This is a genomic window from Pseudomonas sp. P4_C3 (assembly GCF_056402075.1).
In genome coordinates, this window is the sequence record NZ_JBFUIC010000002.1 from 74,723 (window position 1) to 93,074 (window position 18,352).

18 protein-coding genes are annotated in these 18,352 nt (G+C 60.6%); 10 read left to right on the forward strand and 8 right to left on the reverse strand.

Annotated features, from left to right (window positions below):
* Positions 1-12: 12 nt before the first annotated feature.
* The 5 genes from pstA (at position 13) to AC1DVH_RS00825 (ending at position 5,740) form a co-directional block, all read left to right on the forward strand.
* Complete coding sequence (gene pstA, locus AC1DVH_RS00805; RefSeq protein ID WP_477752247.1) at positions 13-1,683, forward strand: phosphate ABC transporter permease PstA; 1,671 nt, start codon at positions 13-15, stop codon at positions 1,681-1,683.
* A 202-nt stretch (positions 1,684-1,885) separates the two neighbouring features.
* Positions 1,886-2,719 carry a phosphate ABC transporter ATP-binding protein PstB gene (gene pstB, locus AC1DVH_RS00810; RefSeq protein WP_477752248.1) on the forward strand — a complete coding sequence of 278 codons (834 nt, stop codon included), beginning with the start codon at positions 1,886-1,888 and terminating at the stop codon, positions 2,717-2,719.
* A gap of 111 nt (positions 2,720-2,830) precedes the next feature.
* Positions 2,831-3,592: a phosphate signaling complex protein PhoU gene (gene phoU / locus AC1DVH_RS00815; protein WP_046038908.1), complete on the forward strand. Its 762-nt coding sequence runs from the start codon at positions 2,831-2,833 to the stop codon at positions 3,590-3,592.
* Between the two features lie 167 nt (positions 3,593-3,759).
* The gene (locus AC1DVH_RS00820) at positions 3,760-4,662 is read left to right on the forward strand and encodes a response regulator (protein ID WP_477752249.1); all 903 of its coding nucleotides are present in this window, start codon (positions 3,760-3,762) and stop codon (positions 4,660-4,662) included.
* A 181-nt stretch (positions 4,663-4,843) separates the two neighbouring features.
* Entirely contained in the window at positions 4,844-5,740 is an 897-nt protein-coding gene (locus AC1DVH_RS00825; protein WP_477752250.1) for a peptidoglycan DD-metalloendopeptidase family protein, read from the forward strand.
* Between the two features lie 115 nt (positions 5,741-5,855).
* On the opposite strand, the gene AC1DVH_RS00830 is transcribed toward AC1DVH_RS00825, so the two are convergent.
* The 3 genes from AC1DVH_RS00830 to phoB all read right to left on the reverse strand — a co-directional run bounded on the left by AC1DVH_RS00830 (position 5,856) and on the right by phoB (position 9,371).
* Positions 5,856-7,196, reverse strand: a complete 1,341-nt coding sequence (locus AC1DVH_RS00830; RefSeq protein WP_477752251.1) for a hemolysin family protein — start codon at positions 7,194-7,196, stop codon at positions 5,856-5,858.
* Positions 7,197-7,319: 123 nt separating this feature from the next.
* Positions 7,320-8,606: a phosphate regulon sensor histidine kinase PhoR gene (phoR, locus tag AC1DVH_RS00835; protein WP_477752299.1), complete on the reverse strand. Its 1,287-nt coding sequence runs from the start codon at positions 8,604-8,606 to the stop codon at positions 7,320-7,322.
* Positions 8,607-8,681: 75 nt separating this feature from the next.
* The gene (gene phoB / locus AC1DVH_RS00840; protein WP_003229608.1) at positions 8,682-9,371 is read right to left on the reverse strand and encodes a phosphate regulon transcriptional regulator PhoB; all 690 of its coding nucleotides are present in this window, start codon (positions 9,369-9,371) and stop codon (positions 8,682-8,684) included.
* Between the two features lie 152 nt (positions 9,372-9,523).
* Between phoB and AC1DVH_RS00845 the strand changes: the two genes are divergently transcribed.
* Positions 9,524-9,907 carry a COG4315 family predicted lipoprotein gene (locus AC1DVH_RS00845; protein ID WP_477752252.1) on the forward strand — a complete coding sequence of 128 codons (384 nt, stop codon included), beginning with the start codon at positions 9,524-9,526 and terminating at the stop codon, positions 9,905-9,907.
* Positions 9,908-9,981: 74 nt separating this feature from the next.
* On the opposite strand, the gene ubiA is transcribed toward AC1DVH_RS00845, so the two are convergent.
* Both ubiA and AC1DVH_RS00855 read right to left on the reverse strand, forming a co-directional pair.
* Complete coding sequence (ubiA, locus tag AC1DVH_RS00850; RefSeq protein ID WP_477752253.1) at positions 9,982-10,872, reverse strand: 4-hydroxybenzoate octaprenyltransferase; 891 nt, start codon at positions 10,870-10,872, stop codon at positions 9,982-9,984.
* Positions 10,872-11,435 (reverse strand): chorismate--pyruvate lyase family protein, encoded by a 564-nt coding sequence (locus tag AC1DVH_RS00855; protein ID WP_477752254.1) that lies wholly within the window; start codon positions 11,433-11,435, stop codon positions 10,872-10,874. The genes ubiA and AC1DVH_RS00855 overlap by 1 nt, the downstream gene beginning before the upstream one ends.
* 200 nt (positions 11,436-11,635) lie before the next feature.
* On the opposite strand from AC1DVH_RS00855, the gene AC1DVH_RS00860 reads away from it, so the two are divergent.
* From AC1DVH_RS00860 to AC1DVH_RS00870, 3 genes are all read left to right on the forward strand, one after another.
* Complete coding sequence (locus AC1DVH_RS00860; RefSeq protein WP_477752255.1) at positions 11,636-11,806, forward strand: rubredoxin; 171 nt, start codon at positions 11,636-11,638, stop codon at positions 11,804-11,806.
* Positions 11,807-11,824: 18 nt separating this feature from the next.
* Positions 11,825-12,973 (forward strand): NAD(P)/FAD-dependent oxidoreductase, encoded by a 1,149-nt coding sequence (locus AC1DVH_RS00865; protein ID WP_477752256.1) that lies wholly within the window; start codon positions 11,825-11,827, stop codon positions 12,971-12,973.
* A 194-nt stretch (positions 12,974-13,167) separates the two neighbouring features.
* Positions 13,168-13,443, forward strand: a complete 276-nt coding sequence (locus AC1DVH_RS00870) for an HU family DNA-binding protein (protein ID WP_003195589.1) — start codon at positions 13,168-13,170, stop codon at positions 13,441-13,443.
* Between the two features lie 89 nt (positions 13,444-13,532).
* Here the strand turns inward: AC1DVH_RS00870 and AC1DVH_RS00875 are convergent, their stop codons facing one another.
* The gene (locus AC1DVH_RS00875) at positions 13,533-13,925 is read right to left on the reverse strand and encodes a DUF6124 family protein (RefSeq protein WP_477752257.1); all 393 of its coding nucleotides are present in this window, start codon (positions 13,923-13,925) and stop codon (positions 13,533-13,535) included.
* Positions 13,926-14,312: 387 nt separating this feature from the next.
* Here AC1DVH_RS00875 and AC1DVH_RS00880 point away from each other — a divergent pair, with 387 nt between their 5' ends.
* Entirely contained in the window at positions 14,313-14,696 is a 384-nt protein-coding gene (locus AC1DVH_RS00880) for a hypothetical protein (protein WP_008018281.1), read from the forward strand.
* Between the two features lie 97 nt (positions 14,697-14,793).
* Here the strand turns inward: AC1DVH_RS00880 and AC1DVH_RS00885 are convergent, their stop codons facing one another.
* Both AC1DVH_RS00885 and recG read right to left on the reverse strand, forming a co-directional pair.
* The gene (locus AC1DVH_RS00885; RefSeq protein ID WP_477752258.1) at positions 14,794-16,194 is read right to left on the reverse strand and encodes an aminoacyl-tRNA deacylase and HDOD domain-containing protein; all 1,401 of its coding nucleotides are present in this window, start codon (positions 16,192-16,194) and stop codon (positions 14,794-14,796) included.
* A 78-nt stretch (positions 16,195-16,272) separates the two neighbouring features.
* Positions 16,273-18,348, reverse strand: a complete 2,076-nt coding sequence (gene recG / locus AC1DVH_RS00890; RefSeq protein WP_223460471.1) for an ATP-dependent DNA helicase RecG — start codon at positions 18,346-18,348, stop codon at positions 16,273-16,275.
* Between the last annotated feature and the right edge of the window lie 4 nt (positions 18,349-18,352).

The following is an 18,352-nucleotide window of genomic DNA, read 5'->3' on the forward strand; positions in this document are numbered from 1 at the left end:
AGGTAGAAGTCTGTGAAACAGAACTCCCTGAAAGGATGGTTCAAGAGCGGCGCCCCCGGCGTCTGGATCAGCGGTGGCGCGGTGTCCATCGCGGTCATCATGACCATTGGCCTGCTGGCAGTGATTGCCGTACGCGGCCTGGGTCACTTCTGGCCGGCGGATCTGATCCACGCCAGCTACGACGTGCCGGGCCAGGGCCAACACCTGGTCATTGGCGAAGTGGTGCAGAAAGAAGAAGTGCCACGCGCCCGCCTGAAGAGCGCCGGCCTGCCGGTGCCTGACGAAGGCCCGGAGTTCATGACCCGCGAGCTGATCAAGGTCGGCAACCGTGACCTGAACGGCAACGACTTCACCTGGATCGTCGGCGAGTGGCTGACCAACCAGACGACGCCGCCGGAGCTGATGGCCATCGAGCGTCGCGAGTGGGGCAACTTCTACGGTTACCTGGTCAACGTCAAACAGGATGGCAAAGTCATTGCTGAAGGCGAAGCGGCATGGCCTGAGCTGCAGGCCCGTGTCGACCGCGTGAACAAGCTGGCTGCACAGCTCAAGAGCCTGGAAAAAACCGATATCGGTGCGATCAACGCCGGTCTCGAGCGCATCCGTTTGCACGGTCGCAAGCTTGAACTGGATGGCAAACTCGACGCCACTGCACAAGCGGACATGGAATCGGAGCGCGCCGAACTCAATGCTCGCTATCAGGATGTTGAAGCGCGTCTGAGCGACCTGCACGCGCAGTTCAACCGCGACAGCCTGACCGCCCGCGATGCAAACGGTAAGGAAATCGAAATCGGCATCGGCAAAGTGGTTCACGCCTATCAGCCGAACGCCATGAGCACGACCACCAAGATCGGTTTCTACTTCAGCAAGGTCTGGGAGTTCCTGAGCGACGACCCGCGTGAAGCGAACACCGAAGGCGGGATCTTCCCGGCCATCTTCGGCACCGTGATGATGACCCTGATCATGGCGATGATCGTGACCCCGTTCGGCGTGCTGGCGGCGGTGTACCTGCGTGAATACGCCAAGCAGAACGCGCTGACCCGGGTGATCCGCATCGCGGTGAACAACCTGGCAGGTGTTCCGGCCATCGTTTACGGCGTGTTCGGCCTGGGCTTCTTCGTCTATGTGCTGGGTGGCTCGCTCGACCGTCTGTTCTTCCCGGAAGCCTTGCCGGCACCAACCTTCGGCACACCGGGTCTGCTCTGGGCCTCGTTGACCCTGGCGCTGCTGGCGGTGCCGGTGGTGATCGTGGCCACCGAAGAAGGCCTGGCGCGGATTCCTCGCACCGTGCGTGAAGGCTCGTTGGCCCTCGGCGCGACCAAGGCGGAAACCTTGTGGAAGATCGTGCTGCCGATGGCCAGCCCGGCGATGATGACCGGCATGATCCTCGCCGTGGCCCGCGCCGCGGGTGAAGTGGCGCCGCTGATGCTGGTAGGTGTGGTGAAACTGGCGCCGTCGCTGCCGGTGGACGGTAACTACCCGTACCTGCACCTGGACCAGAAGATCATGCACCTGGGCTTCCACATCTATGACGTCGGCTTCCAGAGCCCGAACGTCGAAGCCGCGCGGCCACTGGTGTACGCCACGGCGCTGCTGCTGGTGCTGGTGATCGCCACGCTGAACCTGTCGGCGGTGTACATCCGTAACCACCTGCGCGAGAAGTACAAGGCGCTGGACAGTTAAGCAAGGTCGGCGCGGTCCCTTGTGGGAGCTGGCTTGCCTGCGATGGCATCACTGCGGTGTTACTGAAAAACCGCATCGTCTGCATCGCAGGCAAGCCAGCTCCCACAGGGACCGGCGTCAGACATAGATTTTGGGTAACCTGCTGGCCCGATCACGAGGCCAGCGGAAAACGAACCGAATTTGTTAGCACAGGGAGCCTCCCATGCAGCACGAAGCACATACCCACGGCATCAACATGTCGGCGCTGGGTCGCGACAAGCAGAGCCTGAACCTCGAGCAGGAAACCGTAGCCATCGAAGTGCCGGGCCTGAGCCTGTTCTACGGCGACAAACAAGCGCTGTACGACGTCAGCATGAACATCCCGAAACAGCGCGTGACCGCCTTCATCGGCCCGTCCGGCTGTGGCAAGTCCACGCTGCTGCGTACCTTCAACCGCATGAACGACCTGGTTGACGGCTGCCGTGTCGATGGCGCGATCAACCTGTACGGCAGCAACATCTACCGCAAGGGCGAAGACGTGGCCGAGCTGCGTCGTCGCGTCGGCATGGTGTTCCAGAAGCCCAACCCGTTCCCGAAAACCATCTACGAAAACGTGGTTTACGGCCTGCGCATCCAGGGCATCAACAAGAAGCGCGTCCTCGACGAAGCCGTTGAGTGGGCGTTGAAAGGCGCGGCACTGTGGGACGAGGTCAAGGACCGTCTGCACGAATCGGCACTGGGCCTGTCCGGTGGTCAGCAGCAACGTCTGGTGATCGCCCGCACCATCGCCGTGGAGCCGGAAGTGCTGCTGCTCGACGAACCGTGCTCGGCACTCGACCCGATCTCCACGCTGAAAGTCGAAGAGCTGATCTACGAACTGAAATCCAAGTTCACCATCGTGATCGTGACCCACAACATGCAACAGGCGGCGCGGGTGTCCGACTACACAGCGTTCATGTACATGGGCAAGCTGGTCGAGTTTGGCGACACCGATACGCTGTTCACCAATCCGGCGAAGAAGCAGACCGAAGACTACATCACCGGTCGCTACGGCTAGCAGTTGCCACAAGCCGCACGCTTCAAGCGGCAAGTAAGAGCGGTTCGGGTACGACACACATCAGCTTGCAGCTTGTAGCTTGCAGCTCACAGCTTTTGCGGAGCAGACAACATGATTTCTAAGGAAGGCCTTACACACCACATCTCCCAGCAGTTCAACGCCGAACTGGAGGAAGTGCGCAGCCACCTCCTGGCCATGGGCGGGCTGGTCGAGAAACAGGTCAACGACGCGGTGACCGCGCTGATCGAGGCCGACTCCGGCCTGGCCCAGCAGGTGCGCGAGATCGACGACCAGATCAACCAGATGGAGCGCAACATCGACGAGGAATGCCTGCGCATTCTGGCTCGTCGTCAGCCGGCGGCTTCCGACCTGCGCCTGATCATCAGCATTTCCAAGTCGGTGATCGATCTGGAGCGCATCGGTGACGAAGCGACCAAGATCGCCCGTCGCGCCATCCAGCTGTGCGAAGAAGGCGAAGCGCCGCGTGGTTATGTGGAAGTGCGCCACATCGGTGACCAGGTACGCAACATGGTCCGCGATGCACTGGACGCCTTTGCCCGTTTCGACGCCGAGCTGGCCTTGTCGGTGGCGCAGTACGACAAGATCATCGACCGCGAATACAAGACTGCCCTGCGTGAGCTGGCCACCTACATGATGGAAGATCCGCGTTCCATTTCGCGGGTTCTGAGCATTATCTGGGTGCTGCGTTCGCTGGAGCGTATCGGCGACCACGCGCGCAATATCTCGGAGCTGGTGATCTACCTGGTACGCGGCACCGACGTGCGGCACCTGGGGCTCAAGCGCATGAAGGAAGAAGTTGAAGGAACCAGTGGCGAAAGCGCTAATGTTCCGGGCAAAACTGACGATAAGTAAGGTTGCCCAAGTAAAGCGCCCGGCCTTTTGGCCGGGCGTTTTTGTTTGCGCTTCACGAATTCGAAAAGCAGCACCCGCGAACGAAAAGTCCGGCGTGACTGAAGGTTTTTGGCAATGTGCCATCAGCAAGGCGGTATGCTGGCCGGGATTTTTTAAAGGGGTGGTGGATGAGTAAGGTCAGTGTGTTGGTCGTGGACGACGCGTCGTTCATTCGTGACTTGGTGAAAAAGTGCCTGCGCAATTATTTCCCGGGCATGCGGATCGAAGACGCGATCAACGGCAGAAAGGCCCAGGCCATGCTGGCCAAGGAAGCCTTCGACCTGGTCCTGTGCGATTGGGAAATGCCGGAAATGTCCGGCCTGGAATTGCTGACCTGGTGCCGTGAGCAAGACAACCTCAAAGCCATGCCCTTCGTGATGGTGACCAGCCGTGGCGACAAGGAGAACGTAGTCCAGGCGATCCAGGCCGGAGTTTCCGGTTACGTCAGCAAGCCGTTCACCAACGAGCAACTGCTCACCAAGGTCAAGCAGGCGCTGCACAAGGTCGGCAAACTCGATGCCTTGATCAACGTAGCCGCGACCAAAACGAGTCCGGCATTCGGTAACGACTCCCTCGCCGCCTTGACCGGTGGCAAGGCGCCCGTCGCCATGGCAACGGCCGCACCCGCACCGTCCAAAGGCTTGCTCAACAGCCCGCCGGTCAAGGCGCCTGCGGCCTCTTCGGCACCCACCAGCGGCCGTAGTCAGGGCCAGTTGCGCTTGCCGAACGGCATCGCGCAATGCGTGATCAAGGCCTTGAGCCTCAAGGAAGCCCTGTTGGTGGTCAAGCGTACCGAGACCCTGCCGCAGATCCTCGACAGCGCCGTGCTGGACCTGGAGCAGGGCGACAATGCCGAAATCGCCCGCCTCAACGGCTATCTGCACGCCGTCGTGGCCCACGAACCGAAGCCCGACAGCGACTGGCTGCAACTGACCTTCCGCTTTGTCGATCAGGATGCGCAGAAGCTCGATTACATCTCGCGCCTGATTGCGCGGGGTACGGCGCAGAAGCACTTCATTCCCGGCGCGTGATCTTCGTCGCTTGTGAAAGATCGCAGCCTTCGGCAGCTCCTACAGGTTTATGTGTACACCTGTAGGAGCTGCCGAAGGCTGCGATCTTTTGATCTTGTCTCTTTGAAACAACTGTCGACTACTCGGGTCCATTGCAGCTGCTAGGCTCAATCCCAGGCCTCACTCGACAGAATCCTTGCTCATGTTCACGCGCCTGCTGTTTTTATGTGGCCTGTTCATGGTCGCCACCTCGGCCATGGCCATGACCATCTACAAGTCCAAAGACGCTTATGGCGTGGTTTCCTACAGCGACCGCCCCAGCAAAGGCGCCCACGTGTTCGTTTTTCGCGATGGCATGGTCGAGCACCTTGAGCGTCAGGTGCGCCTCATCATCATGAAGAAAAATGGCGTGCACAGCGTGTACGTGCGTAATGACCTGTATGCGCCGGTAGAGGTCGAATTGAGTTTTGCCGGGGTGAAGAATGCCAGCGGTGCGCCGGGGCGGACGATTCGGCGCGTGATACCGCTGCGCAGCAGCGTTCGCCTGGCGCAGCTCACGGAAACTAAAGGTGGGAGGCCCCTCGCGTACGTCCCGAAGTTCAAATACTCCCTGGGCGACCCCTCAGGGCCCACGGTGGGCTATCGGTACCCGTTGCCCTGGCGTGGCGGACCGTTCCGGATCAGTCAGGGCGCCAATGGCCCCTATAGCCACTTCGGCCCCAAGAGTCGTTACGCCATAGACATCGCGATGCCAGAGGGTACGCCGATCATCGCCGCGCGTGGCGGCGTGGTGGTGAAAACCGAAAATCGCCAGAGCGGGCGCGGCACCGATGCATCCGGCAATTTCGTGCGGGTGTTGCACGATGACGGGACCATGGGCGTTTACCTGCACCTGAAGAAAGGCTCGGTCTGCGTTCGGGAAGGTCAGCGGGTACAGGTGGGCAGCGCCTTGGCGCTGTCGGGCAACACCGGCAACAGCACCGGGCCGCATTTGCACTTCGTGGTGCAGCGCAATACCGGGCTGGGGCTGGTATCGATTCCATACCAGTTCAACCAGCCGGTGGGTGCGTTGCCCAACTTTGCGTTGGGCAAGCAGTGAAGCCTTGAAACAAAAGATCGCAGCCTTCGGCAGCTCCTACAGGGTCATGTGTACACCCTGTAGGAGCTGCCGAAGGCTGCGATCTTTTGGGATCAATGCGGTTTAACGAATCGCATCAATCCAGCATCAACACCTTGGCCAGAACGATCTTCGGCCCTTTCATCTTCTTGATGATGATCCGCAGGCCTTCGACTTCCAGCACTTCTTCCTCTTCCGGAACGCGCTTGAGGCTCTCATAGACCAGTCCGGCAAGGGTTTCGGCTTCGACGTGGTCGAGGTCGATGCCCAGCAGTCGTTCAACCTTGAACAGCGGCGTATCGCCCCGCACCAGCAGTTTGCCCGGCTGATACGCGAGGATCCCGCGTTCGGCCTTGCGGTGTTCGTCCTGGATGTCGCCCACCAGCACTTCCAGCACGTCTTCCATGGTCAGGTAGCCGATGATGTTGCCGTCGGCCTCTTCGACCACAGCGAAGTGCGAGCCGCCCTTGCGGAACTGCTCCAGCAGCTGCGACAGCGGCATGTGCCGCGACACGCGCTCCAGCGGGCGGGTCAGTTCGGCCAGGTTGAACGACTCGGGAATGTGGTCCAGCGCCGCCAGTTCCAGCAGCAGATCCTTGATGTGCAGCAGGCCGACGAACTCCTGGCGCTCGCTGTCGTACACCGGGTAGCGGCTGAATTTGTGGCGACGGAACAACGCCAGGATTTCCTTGAGCGGTGCATTGAACTCCAGGGTGACCAGGTCTTCCCGGGAGTTGGCCCAGTCGACCACTTCCAGTTCGCCCATCTCCACCGCCGAGGCCAATACACGCATGCCTTGGTCACTCGGGTCCTGGCCACGGCTGGAGTGCAGGATCAGTTTCAGTTCTTCACGGCTGTAGTGATGCTCGTGATGCGGGCCGGGTTCACCTTGCCCTGCAATGCGCAGGATGGTGTTGGCGCTGGCGTTGAGCAGGTAGATGGCCGGGTACATGGTCCAGTAGAACAGGTACAGCGGCACGGCGGTCCACAGCGACAGCAATTCGGGCTTGCGGATCGCCCAGGATTTCGGGGCCAGTTCGCCGACCACGATGTGCAGGTAGGAAATGATGAAGAACGCGGTGAAGAACGATACCGCCTTGACGACTTCGGCCGAATCGACTCCGACCGCGCTCAACACCGGCTCAAGAATGTGGGCAAACGCAGGTTCACCGACCCAACCCAGGCCCAGGGAGGCGAGGGTGATACCCAATTGGCAGGCAGACAGGTAAGCATCGAGTTGACTGTGCACGGTGCGCAGGATGTGCCCGCGCCAGCCGTTTTTGTCAGCGATGGCCTCGACTCGGGTCGAGCGTAGCTTGACCATGGCAAATTCCGCCGCAACGAAAAAACCGTTGAGCAAAACCAGGATCAGAGCAAAAAGAATCATGCCGAAGTCGGCGAAAATTGTAGCGAGGGTCAAGCCAGGGGAAGGGTCCATGATGGAGTTTTGCGGGTTCCGTATATTCAAGAGAGAAGTAAAAACCGCGCCTGAAAGGCAGGCGCAAGTCAGCCAATGTAGCGGCTGACTTGGCGGTTGCCTAGTGGCGCGTGCTGGCCGGTATCAATCGGCGGTGCTGATAACCCGTGATTTGGTGACCTGAGCCGGGGCAAAGTGGCAAGTAAAGGTGCTGCCGTGGCCCGGTACACTGCTGATTTCCATCCGTGCCCGATGACGTAACAAAACGTGTTTGACGATTGCCAGCCCCAGGCCCGTGCCGCCGGTGTTGGAGTTGCGGCTGGAGTCGACGCGATAGAAGCGTTCGGTCAGGCGCGGCAGGTGTTTGGCATCGATGCCGATCCCGGAGTCCTGCACACTCAGGTGCGCTCCCTGGTCATCGCCCCACCAGCGAATTCGGATATTGCCTTCGGCCGGGGTGTATTTCACCGCGTTGAACACCAGGTTGGAAAACGCACTGCGCAACTCAGCCTCGCTGCCCTTGAGCAGAATCGTCGGGTCGGCTTCCAGGATGATTTTCTGGTTTTTCTGGCCGGACAACTGCTGCGCATCGCTCTTGATCGATTGCAGCAAGCCGTCGATCGGCACCGGCTGGTTGTCCGACGGATAATCGGTGGCTTCCAGCTTGGCCAGCAACAACAGGTCGTTGAGCAGGGTCTGCATGCGTCCGCCTTGTTGCTGCATCTGCTGCAAGGCACGGCTCCAGCGCGGGTTCACCTCGTCGACGTTGTCGAGCAAGGTTTCCAGGTAACCGCAGATCACCGTCAACGGTGTGCGCAGTTCATGGGACACGTTGGCGATAAAGTCTTTGCGCATTTGCTCAAGCTGATGGATGCGCGTCACATCGCGCACCAGCATCAAGTGTTCGTTGTTGCCGTAGCGGGTGATGTACAGCTGAATGCGCACGCGGTCGTTGGTCGGCGAGGGGATTTCCAGCGGCTCGGCGTAGCTGTCTTGCTCGAAGTATTCCTTGAAGCGCGGATGGCGCACCAGGTTGGTCACCGGTTGGCCGCTGTCCTGTGGCGTCTTGAGGCCCAGCAGGGTTTCGGCGGCGCGGTTCCACCATTCCAGGTTGCCGTCGGTGTCGAGCATGATCACCGCGTCTTTCAGCGCGGCGGTGGATTCCTGAACCCGGTCGATCACCGCTTGCAGGCGCCCGCGAACCCGTTGGTCGCGGCGTTGCAGGTGATAGATGCTGTCGAATACCTCGCCCCACAGGCCGTAGCCGTCGGGCGGTGCTTCATCGGGTTTGTGCAGGCGCAGCCACTCGTGCAGACGCAGCAATTGCTTGAGGGTCCAGGCCAGGTAAAGACCCAGGCCTGCGGCGAGGCTCCAGCCGTAATAGCCGGTGATCAGGCCGATCACCAGGCAGGCGGTGACCAGCAGCAGCATGTGGCGAATCAGGGTGCCATGCCAGTTTTGGTTCACGAAAAAAATACGTCCTTGAAAGTGAAACCGCTGCGATCATCAGGCCTTGGTCGAGAACCGGTAGCCAGTGCCGCGCACGGTTTGTACCAGATTTTCGTAAGCATCGCCGAGGGCTTTGCGCAGGCGTCGAATGTGCACGTCAACCGTACGCTCTTCGACGTAGACGTTGCCACCCCAGACCTGATCCAGCAACTGGCCACGCGTGTAGGCGCGCTCCTGGTGGGTCATGAAGAATTGCAGCAGGCGGTATTCGGTGGGACCCATCTCGGCGGGACGGCCATCGATGGTCACGCGGTGGCTGATCGGGTCCAGCAGCAGACCGCCGACTTCGATCGGTGCCTCGCCATCGGTCGGACCGGCACGGCGCAGCACGGCCTTCAGGCGCGCCACCAGCTCACGTGGGGAAAACGGCTTGGTGATGTAGTCGTCGGCGCCGACTTCCAGGCCCTGGATCTTGTTGTCCTCTTCACCCTTGGCGGTGAGCATGATGATCGGGATGTCCCCGGTCAGTTCATCGCGCTTGAGGCGACGGGCCAGTTCGATACCGGACGTGCCGGGCAGCATCCAGTCGAGCAGGATCAGGTCCGGTTTACGGTCGACGATAATGGCGTGGGCCTGCTGGGAGTTTTCAGCCTCCAGGCAGTCATAGCCGGCCATTTCCAATGCAACGGCGATCATTTCGCGAATGGGCGCTTCGTCGTCGACGATCAGAATGCTCCTGCCAACCATGCCTTAATCCTCTTGTCATTTAACTGTCTTGCGCCGCATTAGATAACGGAATTATTGCAGTCGTGTGACAGTATTTTAGTTGCCCTGCGATTGTAGCGAACCTGGACTAAGCTCTAATTCCGAATCCTGACAACCACAAAAGGAAGGTTTCCATGAACTACATTGCTCAATCCTGGAAGGCTTTGCTGGTCACTGCTGCGTTAACGCTGCCGACACTGGCCTTTGCCGCCGACCCGGCGATGATGAAAGACGGCATGATGGTCGATCACAAGGGCATGACTGTGTACACGTACGACAAGGACAAGGATGGCAAGTCGATGTGCAACGGCGAGTGCGCCGAATACTGGCCGCCAATGATGGCGCCGGCGGGTGCCAAGGCTGAAGGTAAATGGACAGTCGTCAAGCGTGACGATGGCATGATGCAATGGGCCTATGGCGGTAAGCCGCTGTACTACTACAAGGACGACAAGAAAGCCGGAGAAATGAAGGGCGACAAGAAGAAAGACGTCTGGCACGTCGTTCACGAGCATATGTAACATCGCAAAAAGATCGCAGCCTTCGGTAGTAGCTGCCGCAGGCTGCGATCTTTTCAACGGTCAACGGTCAACGGTCAACGCAACGCATAGTCCAGAACAATCCCGACGAAAATCGCCAATCCCGCCCAGTGATTGTGCAAAAACGCCTTGAAGCAACGCATCCGGTCTTTGCCTCGGGTGTACCAGAATTCCCACGCAAAACAGCCCGCTGCCGCCAGCAAACCGAGATGGAACCAGCCACCGAGCTCGAACTTCGACCCGGCCAGCAACAAGCAGCCCAGCGCCAAGCCTTGCAAAGTCAGGATGATCACCCGGTCTGCATCGCCGAATAGAATCGCCGTGGATTTCACGCCGATCTTCAGGTCGTCATCGCGGTCAGTCATCGCGTAATACGTGTCGTAGCCCACGGTCCACATCAGGTTGGCGATCCACAGCAGCCACGCGACAGCCGGAAGTTCACCGGTTTCTGCAGTGAACGCCATCGGCATGCCCCAGGAAAACGCCGCGCCCAGCACCACTTGCGGGTAATAGGTGTAGCGCTTCATGAACGGGTAACTGAACGCCAGCGCCAGGCCGCCCAACGACAGCCAGATCGTTGCGGCATTGGTGCACAACACCAGCAGGAAACTCACGCCCATCAGCAATGCGAAGAACACCAGCGCCTCTTTGGAGCTGATCTTGCCGCTCACCAGCGGCCGCTGTTCGGTACGCTTCACATGGCCATCGACCTTGCGGTCCGCCCAGTCGTTGATCACGCAGCCGCCGGCGCGGGTCAGCACCACGCCGAGGACGAAAATCACAATGTTGGCCAGGGACGGCGAACCCTTGCCGGCAATCCACAGCGCCCACAGCGTCGGCCACAGCAGCAGGTAAATGCCGATCGGCTTGTCCATGCGCGTCAGCTGAATGAAATCCCAGGCCCGAGGGTTCAAGCGGTTCAAGGACTTGAGCAGGCTTTGGTACATCAACGATTCTCCGATTGGGCGCAGGCGACGTCCCAGAGGGAAGGCAGGAAAATTTCGGCCACCAGCACGCTCAGCGCGCCACGGTCAAAACGCGAACGGCGGCCCCACAGCTCAGGCGATTGCACCTCGGCGGGCAGCCACGCTTGCGGATAATGGCAAACCTCGATGGCCCGGCGCTGGAAGGCATGATCGCAAAACAGCAATTCGCCCAGCGAGCGGCTACCCAGTTCGTCCATGTGCAAGCCGTCGCCTTGCAATGCACTGCGTGACGCCACGCTGCGCGCAAACACCCACGCCTGGCCGTGACCGCGCAAATACACCTCACGCACCCAACCCTCACTGCCTTCGGCCAGATCCAGCGCTGCGCATTCGTCGGCACGCAGGGGTTGCCAGCCTTCGAACATCGGCGAGACGCTGAAGGCATCATTCGACAGATGAATCAGACGTCTGGTCAGCGAGCCTTCGTCGAACAGCCAGTCGAGGGTGGAGGCATCGGGGAGGGGCGCCAGTTCGCTGCGCGAGAGCCAGAGAGGAGCTGGAGAGGGAGATTCTGTGTGATGCACAATGAGTCATTATTGGCAGCAAATGAGGCGGCGAGCTTAACATGTCAGCCGCCGATATCGATTGAAATGGCCTGCCGTTGCGCCGAACAGGCTTGCATCCAGCGGCCCCGATCAGTACAAAACGCGCTGAGTTGGACGGCAGTGCTACAACCATCGACCGTCCGGCCGGCAAAACGCCTGAACCCTGAGGAAGTATCTGAATGAAAAAGTGGCAATGTATCGTCTGTGGCCTGATCTACAACGAAGCCGACGGTTGGCCGGATGACGGCATTGTGCCGGGCACTCGTTGGGAAGACGTGCCGGCAGACTGGCTGTGCCCGGACTGCGGTGTGGGCAAAATGGATTTTGAAATGATCGAAATCGCTGCCTGAATAATTGAGGAGTAAGGAATGAACGCACCTGTCGTCATCATTGGCACCGGCCTGGCTGGCTACAACGTGGCCCGCGAGTTTCGCAAACTCGATAGCGAAACCCCGCTGCTGCTGATTACCGCCGATGACGGACGCTCCTACTCCAAGCCGATGCTCTCCACCGGCTTCGGCAAAAACAAGGATGCCGATGGCCTGAGCATGGCCGAACCCGGCGCCATGGCCGAGCAGCTCAAGGCCGAAATACGCACCCACACGCGCATCAGCGGCATCGACCCGGGCCACAAGCGCCTGTGGATCGGTGAAGAAGCGGTGATCTACCGCGACCTGATCCTGGCCTGGGGCGCCGAAACCGTGCGCGTGCCCATTGAAGGCGACGCGGCGGATTGCGTATTCCCGATCAACGACCTGGAAGACTACGCACGCTTCCGTGCGGCGGCGGCCGGCAAGCGCCGCGTGCTGCTGCTCGGCGCGGGCCTGATCGGCTGTGAGTTCGCCAACGACCTGACCCTGGGCGGCTACGAAGTGCAACTGGTTGCTCCGTGCGAGCAAGTCATGCCGACCCTGTTGCACCCGGCGGCCGCGGCTGCCGTGCAGGCTGGCCTCGAAAGCCTCGGCGCGCGCTTCCACCTCGGGCCGGTGCTCAACCGCCTGCAGCGCGTGGCGGAAGGCCTGGAAGCGCACCTGTCCGATGGCCAGGTGATCCCGTGCGACGTGGTGGTCTCGGCCATTGGCCTGCGCCCACGGGTCGACCTCGCGGCAGCGGCCGGTTTACAGGTCAACCGCGGCGTCATGGTCGACCGGCACCTGAAAACCTCCCACGCCAACATCTACGCCCTGGGCGACTGCGCCGAGGTCGACGGGCTGAACCTGCTATACGTGATGCCCCTGATGAGCTGTGCGCGAGCGTTGGCGCAAACCCTCGCCGGCAATCCGGCCGCCGTCACCTATGGCCCGATGCCGATCACCGTCAAAACCCCGGTCTGCCCGTTGGTGGTATCCCCGCCGCCACGGGGCGCAGAGGGCATCTGGACAGTCGAAGGGCAGGGCGCCGACATCAAGGTGTTATGCCGCGATGCCGCGGGCAAGCTGCTCGGTTACGCCCTCACCGGTGCCGCCGTGATGGAAAAACTGGCCCTGAACAAAGAGCTTCCGGCTCTGTTGGCGTAAATACCGGTCGTTCTGTCGGAATCACCCCCCTTTTGCCCTAACAATGGCCGCGCCGATACTGGCGCGGGGCCTCACTGCGTGCCATCCTCACTCCCGTCTGCCGCAGAGTAGAGCACCTGCGGCGCTTTTGGCGCTGTTCCGCAGAGAGCAGCACGGACATAACAACAACAAACCGTCAAAGGGGCTTCACTCACATGCGTAAACCAGACCTCGCTGCAGCCATTGCTGAAAAAGCAGACCTCACCAAAGAACAAGCCAACCGCGTTCTCAACGCCGTTCTTGAAGAAATCACCGGTGCTCTGCACCGCAAAGACAGCGTGACGCTGGTGGGCTTCGGTACCTTCCTGCAACGCCATCGCGGTGCCCGTACCGGCAAAAACCCGCAAACCGGCGAACCCGTCAAAATCAAGGCCAGCAACACCGTTGCGTTCAAGCCAGGCAAATCGTTGAAAGACAGCGTTAATCCGTAAGCCGTTTTCACCTCTCGCGTAGCGGGGGAGTGGAATAAAAAATGGGCACGCCAACCAGGGTTGGGTGCCCATTTTTTGTGGGTGGCGAATCAGCCGAGCCCGCTTTGTTGCTTGGCGAGAATCGCCGCCATTTGCGGCTCATCCAGATGATCCAGCGCCCGCTCTACCAGCAAATGCGTCCCTTCAGCCATGCGACTGATCGCCAGGGCTACTGAGCGGCGCGAGCCGTCTACATCATCGGCCAGGTCAGCGGCGATGGCGCTGATGGACAGCAGATCTTCCGAGGCGTTGGCCAGGAGTGCTTCGGTATTGATGTCCGGGCAGACACTGAAGAGTTGGCCGCTGCGTTTCGTTGGTGTTTGTTTTGGTGGGGCGAGATAGTGATCTTGGGCGCGTTCGGCGGCTTCGTGGAGTTTTTTGGAATCGAGGGATTCGTAGGGGGATGTGGCTTCGTTTTCGGATGCGTCGGGCATCGGAGTCATTGGTGTAAATCCTTGGTTAAGAAGTTTGCTCCCGATTTCGGACTTGCACATCCGGTCGCCGTTTTTGGTGGTGACGATCAGAGGTTATCGATGAATTCAAAATTCGCCTAGTTCATGTATAGCGCAGCATTTTGAAGGAGGTTTCCGATAGGTTTGTAGGGTGGGGGGATCAAAAGATCGCAGCCTTCGGCAGCTCCTACAGAATGTGTTTCTTCAGGTACAGAAGTGGCGTGTGGAGTGGCCGGAGTGATGTGTTGATAATTGTGACTTGGTAGTCATCGTGCAGGTAATGGTAATGATCTTCTCCTAATGCAGCTGGATACTGGTGTTATCAGCTGAAGCCGTTAAACTGCTCCGGCCGTTCATTTTTCTCTTGAGGCTGTGCACATGAAATTTCGTTTTCTGCTGTGGATGCTGGGTTTGTTGATGGGTAAGGCCAGCCGGACTAATCCGGCGTTTCAGCAGCAGTTGGGTGACAAGGACCTGGTGTTTCAGCTGCAGACCCTGGACGGGAAAGTGGCGCGGCATTTCCGCGTGAAGGACCAGCGCATCACCAGCCAATCGGGTGTGCATGCCGAGCCTGCGTTTGCGATTGCCTTTAAGGATGCTGCTTATGGCTTTGCCACGATGCAGGCGAAGAACAAGCAACTGGCGTTCATGACGGGGATTCAGGACAAGTCGATTCAGATCAAGGGCAACCCGGCGCTAGTGATCTGGTTCCAGGGGCTGACCAAGTATTTGAAGCCGAAGAAGGCCAAGCCCAAGGCTTGAGGTCTTTCAGGTAGACCGAGTGATATTCATCGCGGGCAAGCCCGCTCCCACAGGGATCACCTAAATCCTGTGGGAGCGAGCTTGCTCGCGATGCTTTTCAGCCTTGGGTGAACTGCGAAGCCAGTTCGCGCAGCAGCATTTCGGCCTCGAGGACTTTGCTGACCACGTCGTTGGCTTTTTCGCGGCTCAGGCCAAGGCGTTCGAGCAGGGCGTCGGGGATGTCTTCGTCGGGGCCGGAGCCGATGCCTCGGCTGCGCAGCAGGCGCACCGACAGGCAGACCAGGTTCGGGTACTCAGCGAAGTCGCCGTCGTAGTGTGGATCGTGCTGGAAGCGCAGGGCGGTAGCCAGTTCTTCAGGCATGTCCCAGTAGCGCATCAGCCACGAGCCGATCTGTTCACGGCTGATGCCCAGCAGGTGTTGTTCCACAAAGCTGTGGCACAGGTGCGGGTTAACCTCCAGGTGGCGGCAGATCAGCGAGAAGTGCGGCGGGAACACGTGGGCCAGCAGCAGGTAGCCGAAGTTGTGCAGCAGGCCGGCCAGGTAGGTCAGGCCGGCTTCCGGGCGCTGGGCGCGCGGCATGGCGCGGGTCAGGCCTTCGATGACGGCGGCGGTGTAGATCGATTGCTGCCAGTACGGCGTGGAGTGTTGCGGGTGGTCCTTGGGCAGGCTCAGGGTTTTACCCAGGGCCAGGCCCAGCGCCAGATTGATCACCAGGTCGAAGCCCAGCACGCGCACGATGGCGTCTTCCACTGAACGGATCTTGCCCGGTGAGGCGTAGTACGGTGACGCGGCCCAGCTCACGACTTGTGCAGCCAGCGCCGGGTCGGTTTCGACCACGCCGGTGATGTCGTCGATGGTGGCATTGGGGTCGACGCGCAGCTTGATGATTTTTTGCGCGGTTTCGGCCAGCGGTGGAATCTCGATGGTCGCTTCCAGGCGCTGCTGGATACGCCGAGCAGTGAACGCCTGGACGGCCTGGGTGATTTCCTCGCGGTCGTCATCGGGGCGGTCGAGGTTGGGACGGATGCTGGTCAGGTTTTCACCGAAGTTGGCGGCGCTGGCCTTGGTCAGCATGGTCTTGAAGTCTTCGCTGGAGATTTCCAGCAGCACGCCCGGCTCACCGGAATTGACCAGCAGCTTTGGTTCGCGCAGCAGGCTTTCTTCGTACAGGCACGGCGAACTGGTGAGCGCCGGCAGGCCGGGCAACAGACTCAGGTTGTGCTTGCCGAGCATTTTTTCCAGGCGTTCGACGGGTACGGCAGTGAGGCGGCGACCGGTGAGTTCGGTCAGGCGATTGAGGTCGAGCAACTGGCTCTGCGGGAACAACACCATCAACGCGCCGACGCTGTCATCCAGCAGAACGGCCTGCACTTTGCGCGCGGCATTGAGGCCGTGATGGTCCAGCACTTCTTCGTAGGCAATGGCCAACTTGCCCAGCATCAGCCGAATAACCGACGGAGCGTGCGGGGTGGCGGGTGCGAGGGCAACTTCGGTCATGGACAGTATCCGTTTCAAAACAATTGCAGGAGTATAACCAGCTTGCTCAAACCCATGGCCCGGAAACTGCGACGGTGCTTACACTTGGCCGTATTGCTGCCCGTGACGCAGCCAGCGGTCGAGTAGCGGGCTGACGTGGGTCGGCCAGCGTTCGAGCAATGCCTGGGCGGCATCCCGTACGGCGGGCAACAAATCGGCATCGCGCATCAGGTCGGCGACCTTGAATTGCAGCAAACCTGTTTGCCGGGTGCCGAGCATTTCGCCGGGGCCACGCAGTTCCAGATCCTTTTCGGCGATGACGAAACCATCGTTGGTTTCGCGCATGATGCCCAGGCGCTGACGGCCGATTTGCGACAGCGGCGGATGGTAGAGCAGCACGCAATGGCTGACGGCGCTGCCCCGGCCGACGCGGCCGCGCAACTGGTGCAGTTGCGCCAGACCCAGGCGCTCGGGGTTCTCGATGATCATCAGGCTGGCGTTGGGTACGTCCACGCCCACTTCGATCACCGTGGTCGCGACCAGCAGTTGCAGGTTGCCGGCCTTGAACTCGGCCATCACCGCGGCTTTTTCTGCAGGCTTCATGCGGCCGTGGATCAGCCCGACCTTCAATTCGCCGAGGGCTGCGGTGAGGTCCTCATAGGTGGTTTCGGCGGCCTGGCAGGTCAACTCTTCCGACTCTTCGATCAGTGTGCAAACCCAATAGGCCTGACGCCCCTCGGCGCAGGCGCTACGCACCCTCTCGATGACTTCGACCCGCCGGGTGTCGGTGATCAGCACGGTGTTGACCGGGGTTCGGCCCGGTGGCAGTTCGTCGAGGATCGAGGTGTCGAGATCTGCGTAGGCGCTCATCGCCAACGTGCGCGGAATCGGCGTGGCGGTCATGATCAATTGATGCGGGCACATGCGCCCGCCGACGCCTTTCTGCCGCAAGGCCAGACGCTGCTGCACGCCGAAGCGGTGCTGCTCGTCGATGATCACCAACGCGAGGTTCTTGAATTGCACTTCGTCCTGGAACAGCGCGTGAGTACCAACCACCATCGGTGTGCCGCTGGCGATTTGCTCCAGCGCAGCCACGCGGTTCTTGCCTTTGAGCTTGCCGGCCAGCCACGCGACTTCGATGCCCAGTGGTTCGAGCCAGCGCTTGAACGTGATGAAGTGCTGCTCGGCGAGAATCTCGGTGGGCGCCATCAGGGCGACCTGATAACCGGCCTCCAACGCTTGCAGTGCAGCGAGGGCAGCAACCACGGTTTTGCCGGCACCAACGTCGCCCTGGATCAGCCGCAGCATCGGTTCGTGCTGGCTGAGGTCATAAGCGATTTCGTTGCCGACCCGTTGCTGGGCGCCGGTCGGGTTGAAGCCGAGGTTGGCCAGGTATTTGGCCGGCAGTTGGGTGGCTTTGGGCATCGCTGGTGCACGCAGGGAGCGCATGCTTTCGCGCAGACGCTGTTGCGACAATTGATGGGTCAGCAGTTCTTCGAAGGCCAGACGGTGCTGCGCCCAGTGGTGACCGAGGGCCAGCTCATCGACATCGGCATCGGCGGGCGGGTTGTGCAGGTAGCGGATCGCATCGGCCAACGGCGCCAATTGGTAGTCGCGGGCCAGTTCGTTCGGCAGCCAGTCGGGCAGGCTGCTGGGGCCGAGCAGGGTAAGGGTCTGCATGCACAACTGGCGCAAGCGCTGTTGGGTCAGGCCTTCGGTGAGCGGGTAGACCGGGGTCAAGGTTTCATCCACCGGCGGCGGTTCGTCACCAGTGATGGCGCGGTATTCCGGGTGGTAGATCTCCAGCCCCGAAGCACCGGGCCGCGCTTCGCCGTAACAGCGAATCCGCGTGCCGCGTTTGAGGCCTTCTTTTTGCGCGTTGCTGAAATGGTAGAAACGCAGGCTTAAGCCCCCGGTGCCGTCCTGCAGTCGAACCACCAGGCTGCGCCGACGGCCCATGACCACGTCGGCGCCGCTGACGGTGCCTTCGATGACCGCGTCCTGTCCGGGTCGCAATGCGCCAATCGGGACGACACGGGTGCGGTCCTGATAGCGCAGGGGCAGGTGGAACAGCACGTCCTGGAGGTTTTCCAGGCCGACCTTGGCCAGTTTCTCGGCCATGGCTTCGCCGACACCCTTGAGTGCCGTCACCGACACTTGCGACAACTCGCTCATGACC

What these genes read in the sequence shown, in the direction of transcription:
- phoB (WP_003229608.1), bottom strand. Translation starts at nt 9,371, where the DNA reads ATGGTTGGCAGGAGCATTCTGATCGTCGACGACGAAGCGCCCATTCGC.
- AC1DVH_RS00845 (WP_477752252.1), top strand. Translation starts at nt 9,524, where the DNA reads ATGAACTACATTGCTCAATCCTGGAAGGCTTTGCTGGTCACTGCTGCG.
- AC1DVH_RS00860 (WP_477752255.1), top strand. Translation starts at nt 11,636, where the DNA reads ATGAAAAAGTGGCAATGTATCGTCTGTGGCCTGATCTACAACGAAGCC.
- pstB (WP_477752248.1), top strand. Translation starts at nt 1,886, where the DNA reads ATGCAGCACGAAGCACATACCCACGGCATCAACATGTCGGCGCTGGGT.
- AC1DVH_RS00825 (WP_477752250.1), top strand. Translation starts at nt 4,844, where the DNA reads ATGTTCACGCGCCTGCTGTTTTTATGTGGCCTGTTCATGGTCGCCACC.
- recG (WP_223460471.1), bottom strand. Translation starts at nt 18,348, where the DNA reads ATGAGCGAGTTGTCGCAAGTGTCGGTGACGGCACTCAAGGGTGTCGGC.
- AC1DVH_RS00870 (WP_003195589.1), top strand. Translation starts at nt 13,168, where the DNA reads ATGCGTAAACCAGACCTCGCTGCAGCCATTGCTGAAAAAGCAGACCTC.
- ubiA (WP_477752253.1), bottom strand. Translation starts at nt 10,872, where the DNA reads ATGTACCAAAGCCTGCTCAAGTCCTTGAACCGCTTGAACCCTCGGGCC.
- AC1DVH_RS00875 (WP_477752257.1), bottom strand. Translation starts at nt 13,925, where the DNA reads ATGACTCCGATGCCCGACGCATCCGAAAACGAAGCCACATCCCCCTAC.
- AC1DVH_RS00865 (WP_477752256.1), top strand. Translation starts at nt 11,825, where the DNA reads ATGAACGCACCTGTCGTCATCATTGGCACCGGCCTGGCTGGCTACAAC.
- AC1DVH_RS00830 (WP_477752251.1), bottom strand. Translation starts at nt 7,196, where the DNA reads ATGGACCCTTCCCCTGGCTTGACCCTCGCTACAATTTTCGCCGACTTC.
- AC1DVH_RS00880 (WP_008018281.1), top strand. Translation starts at nt 14,313, where the DNA reads ATGAAATTTCGTTTTCTGCTGTGGATGCTGGGTTTGTTGATGGGTAAG.
- phoU (WP_046038908.1), top strand. Translation starts at nt 2,831, where the DNA reads ATGATTTCTAAGGAAGGCCTTACACACCACATCTCCCAGCAGTTCAAC.
- AC1DVH_RS00885 (WP_477752258.1), bottom strand. Translation starts at nt 16,194, where the DNA reads ATGACCGAAGTTGCCCTCGCACCCGCCACCCCGCACGCTCCGTCGGTT.
- phoR (WP_477752299.1), bottom strand. Translation starts at nt 8,606, where the DNA reads ATGCTGCTGCTGGTCACCGCCTGCCTGGTGATCGGCCTGATCACCGGC.
- AC1DVH_RS00820 (WP_477752249.1), top strand. Translation starts at nt 3,760, where the DNA reads ATGAGTAAGGTCAGTGTGTTGGTCGTGGACGACGCGTCGTTCATTCGT.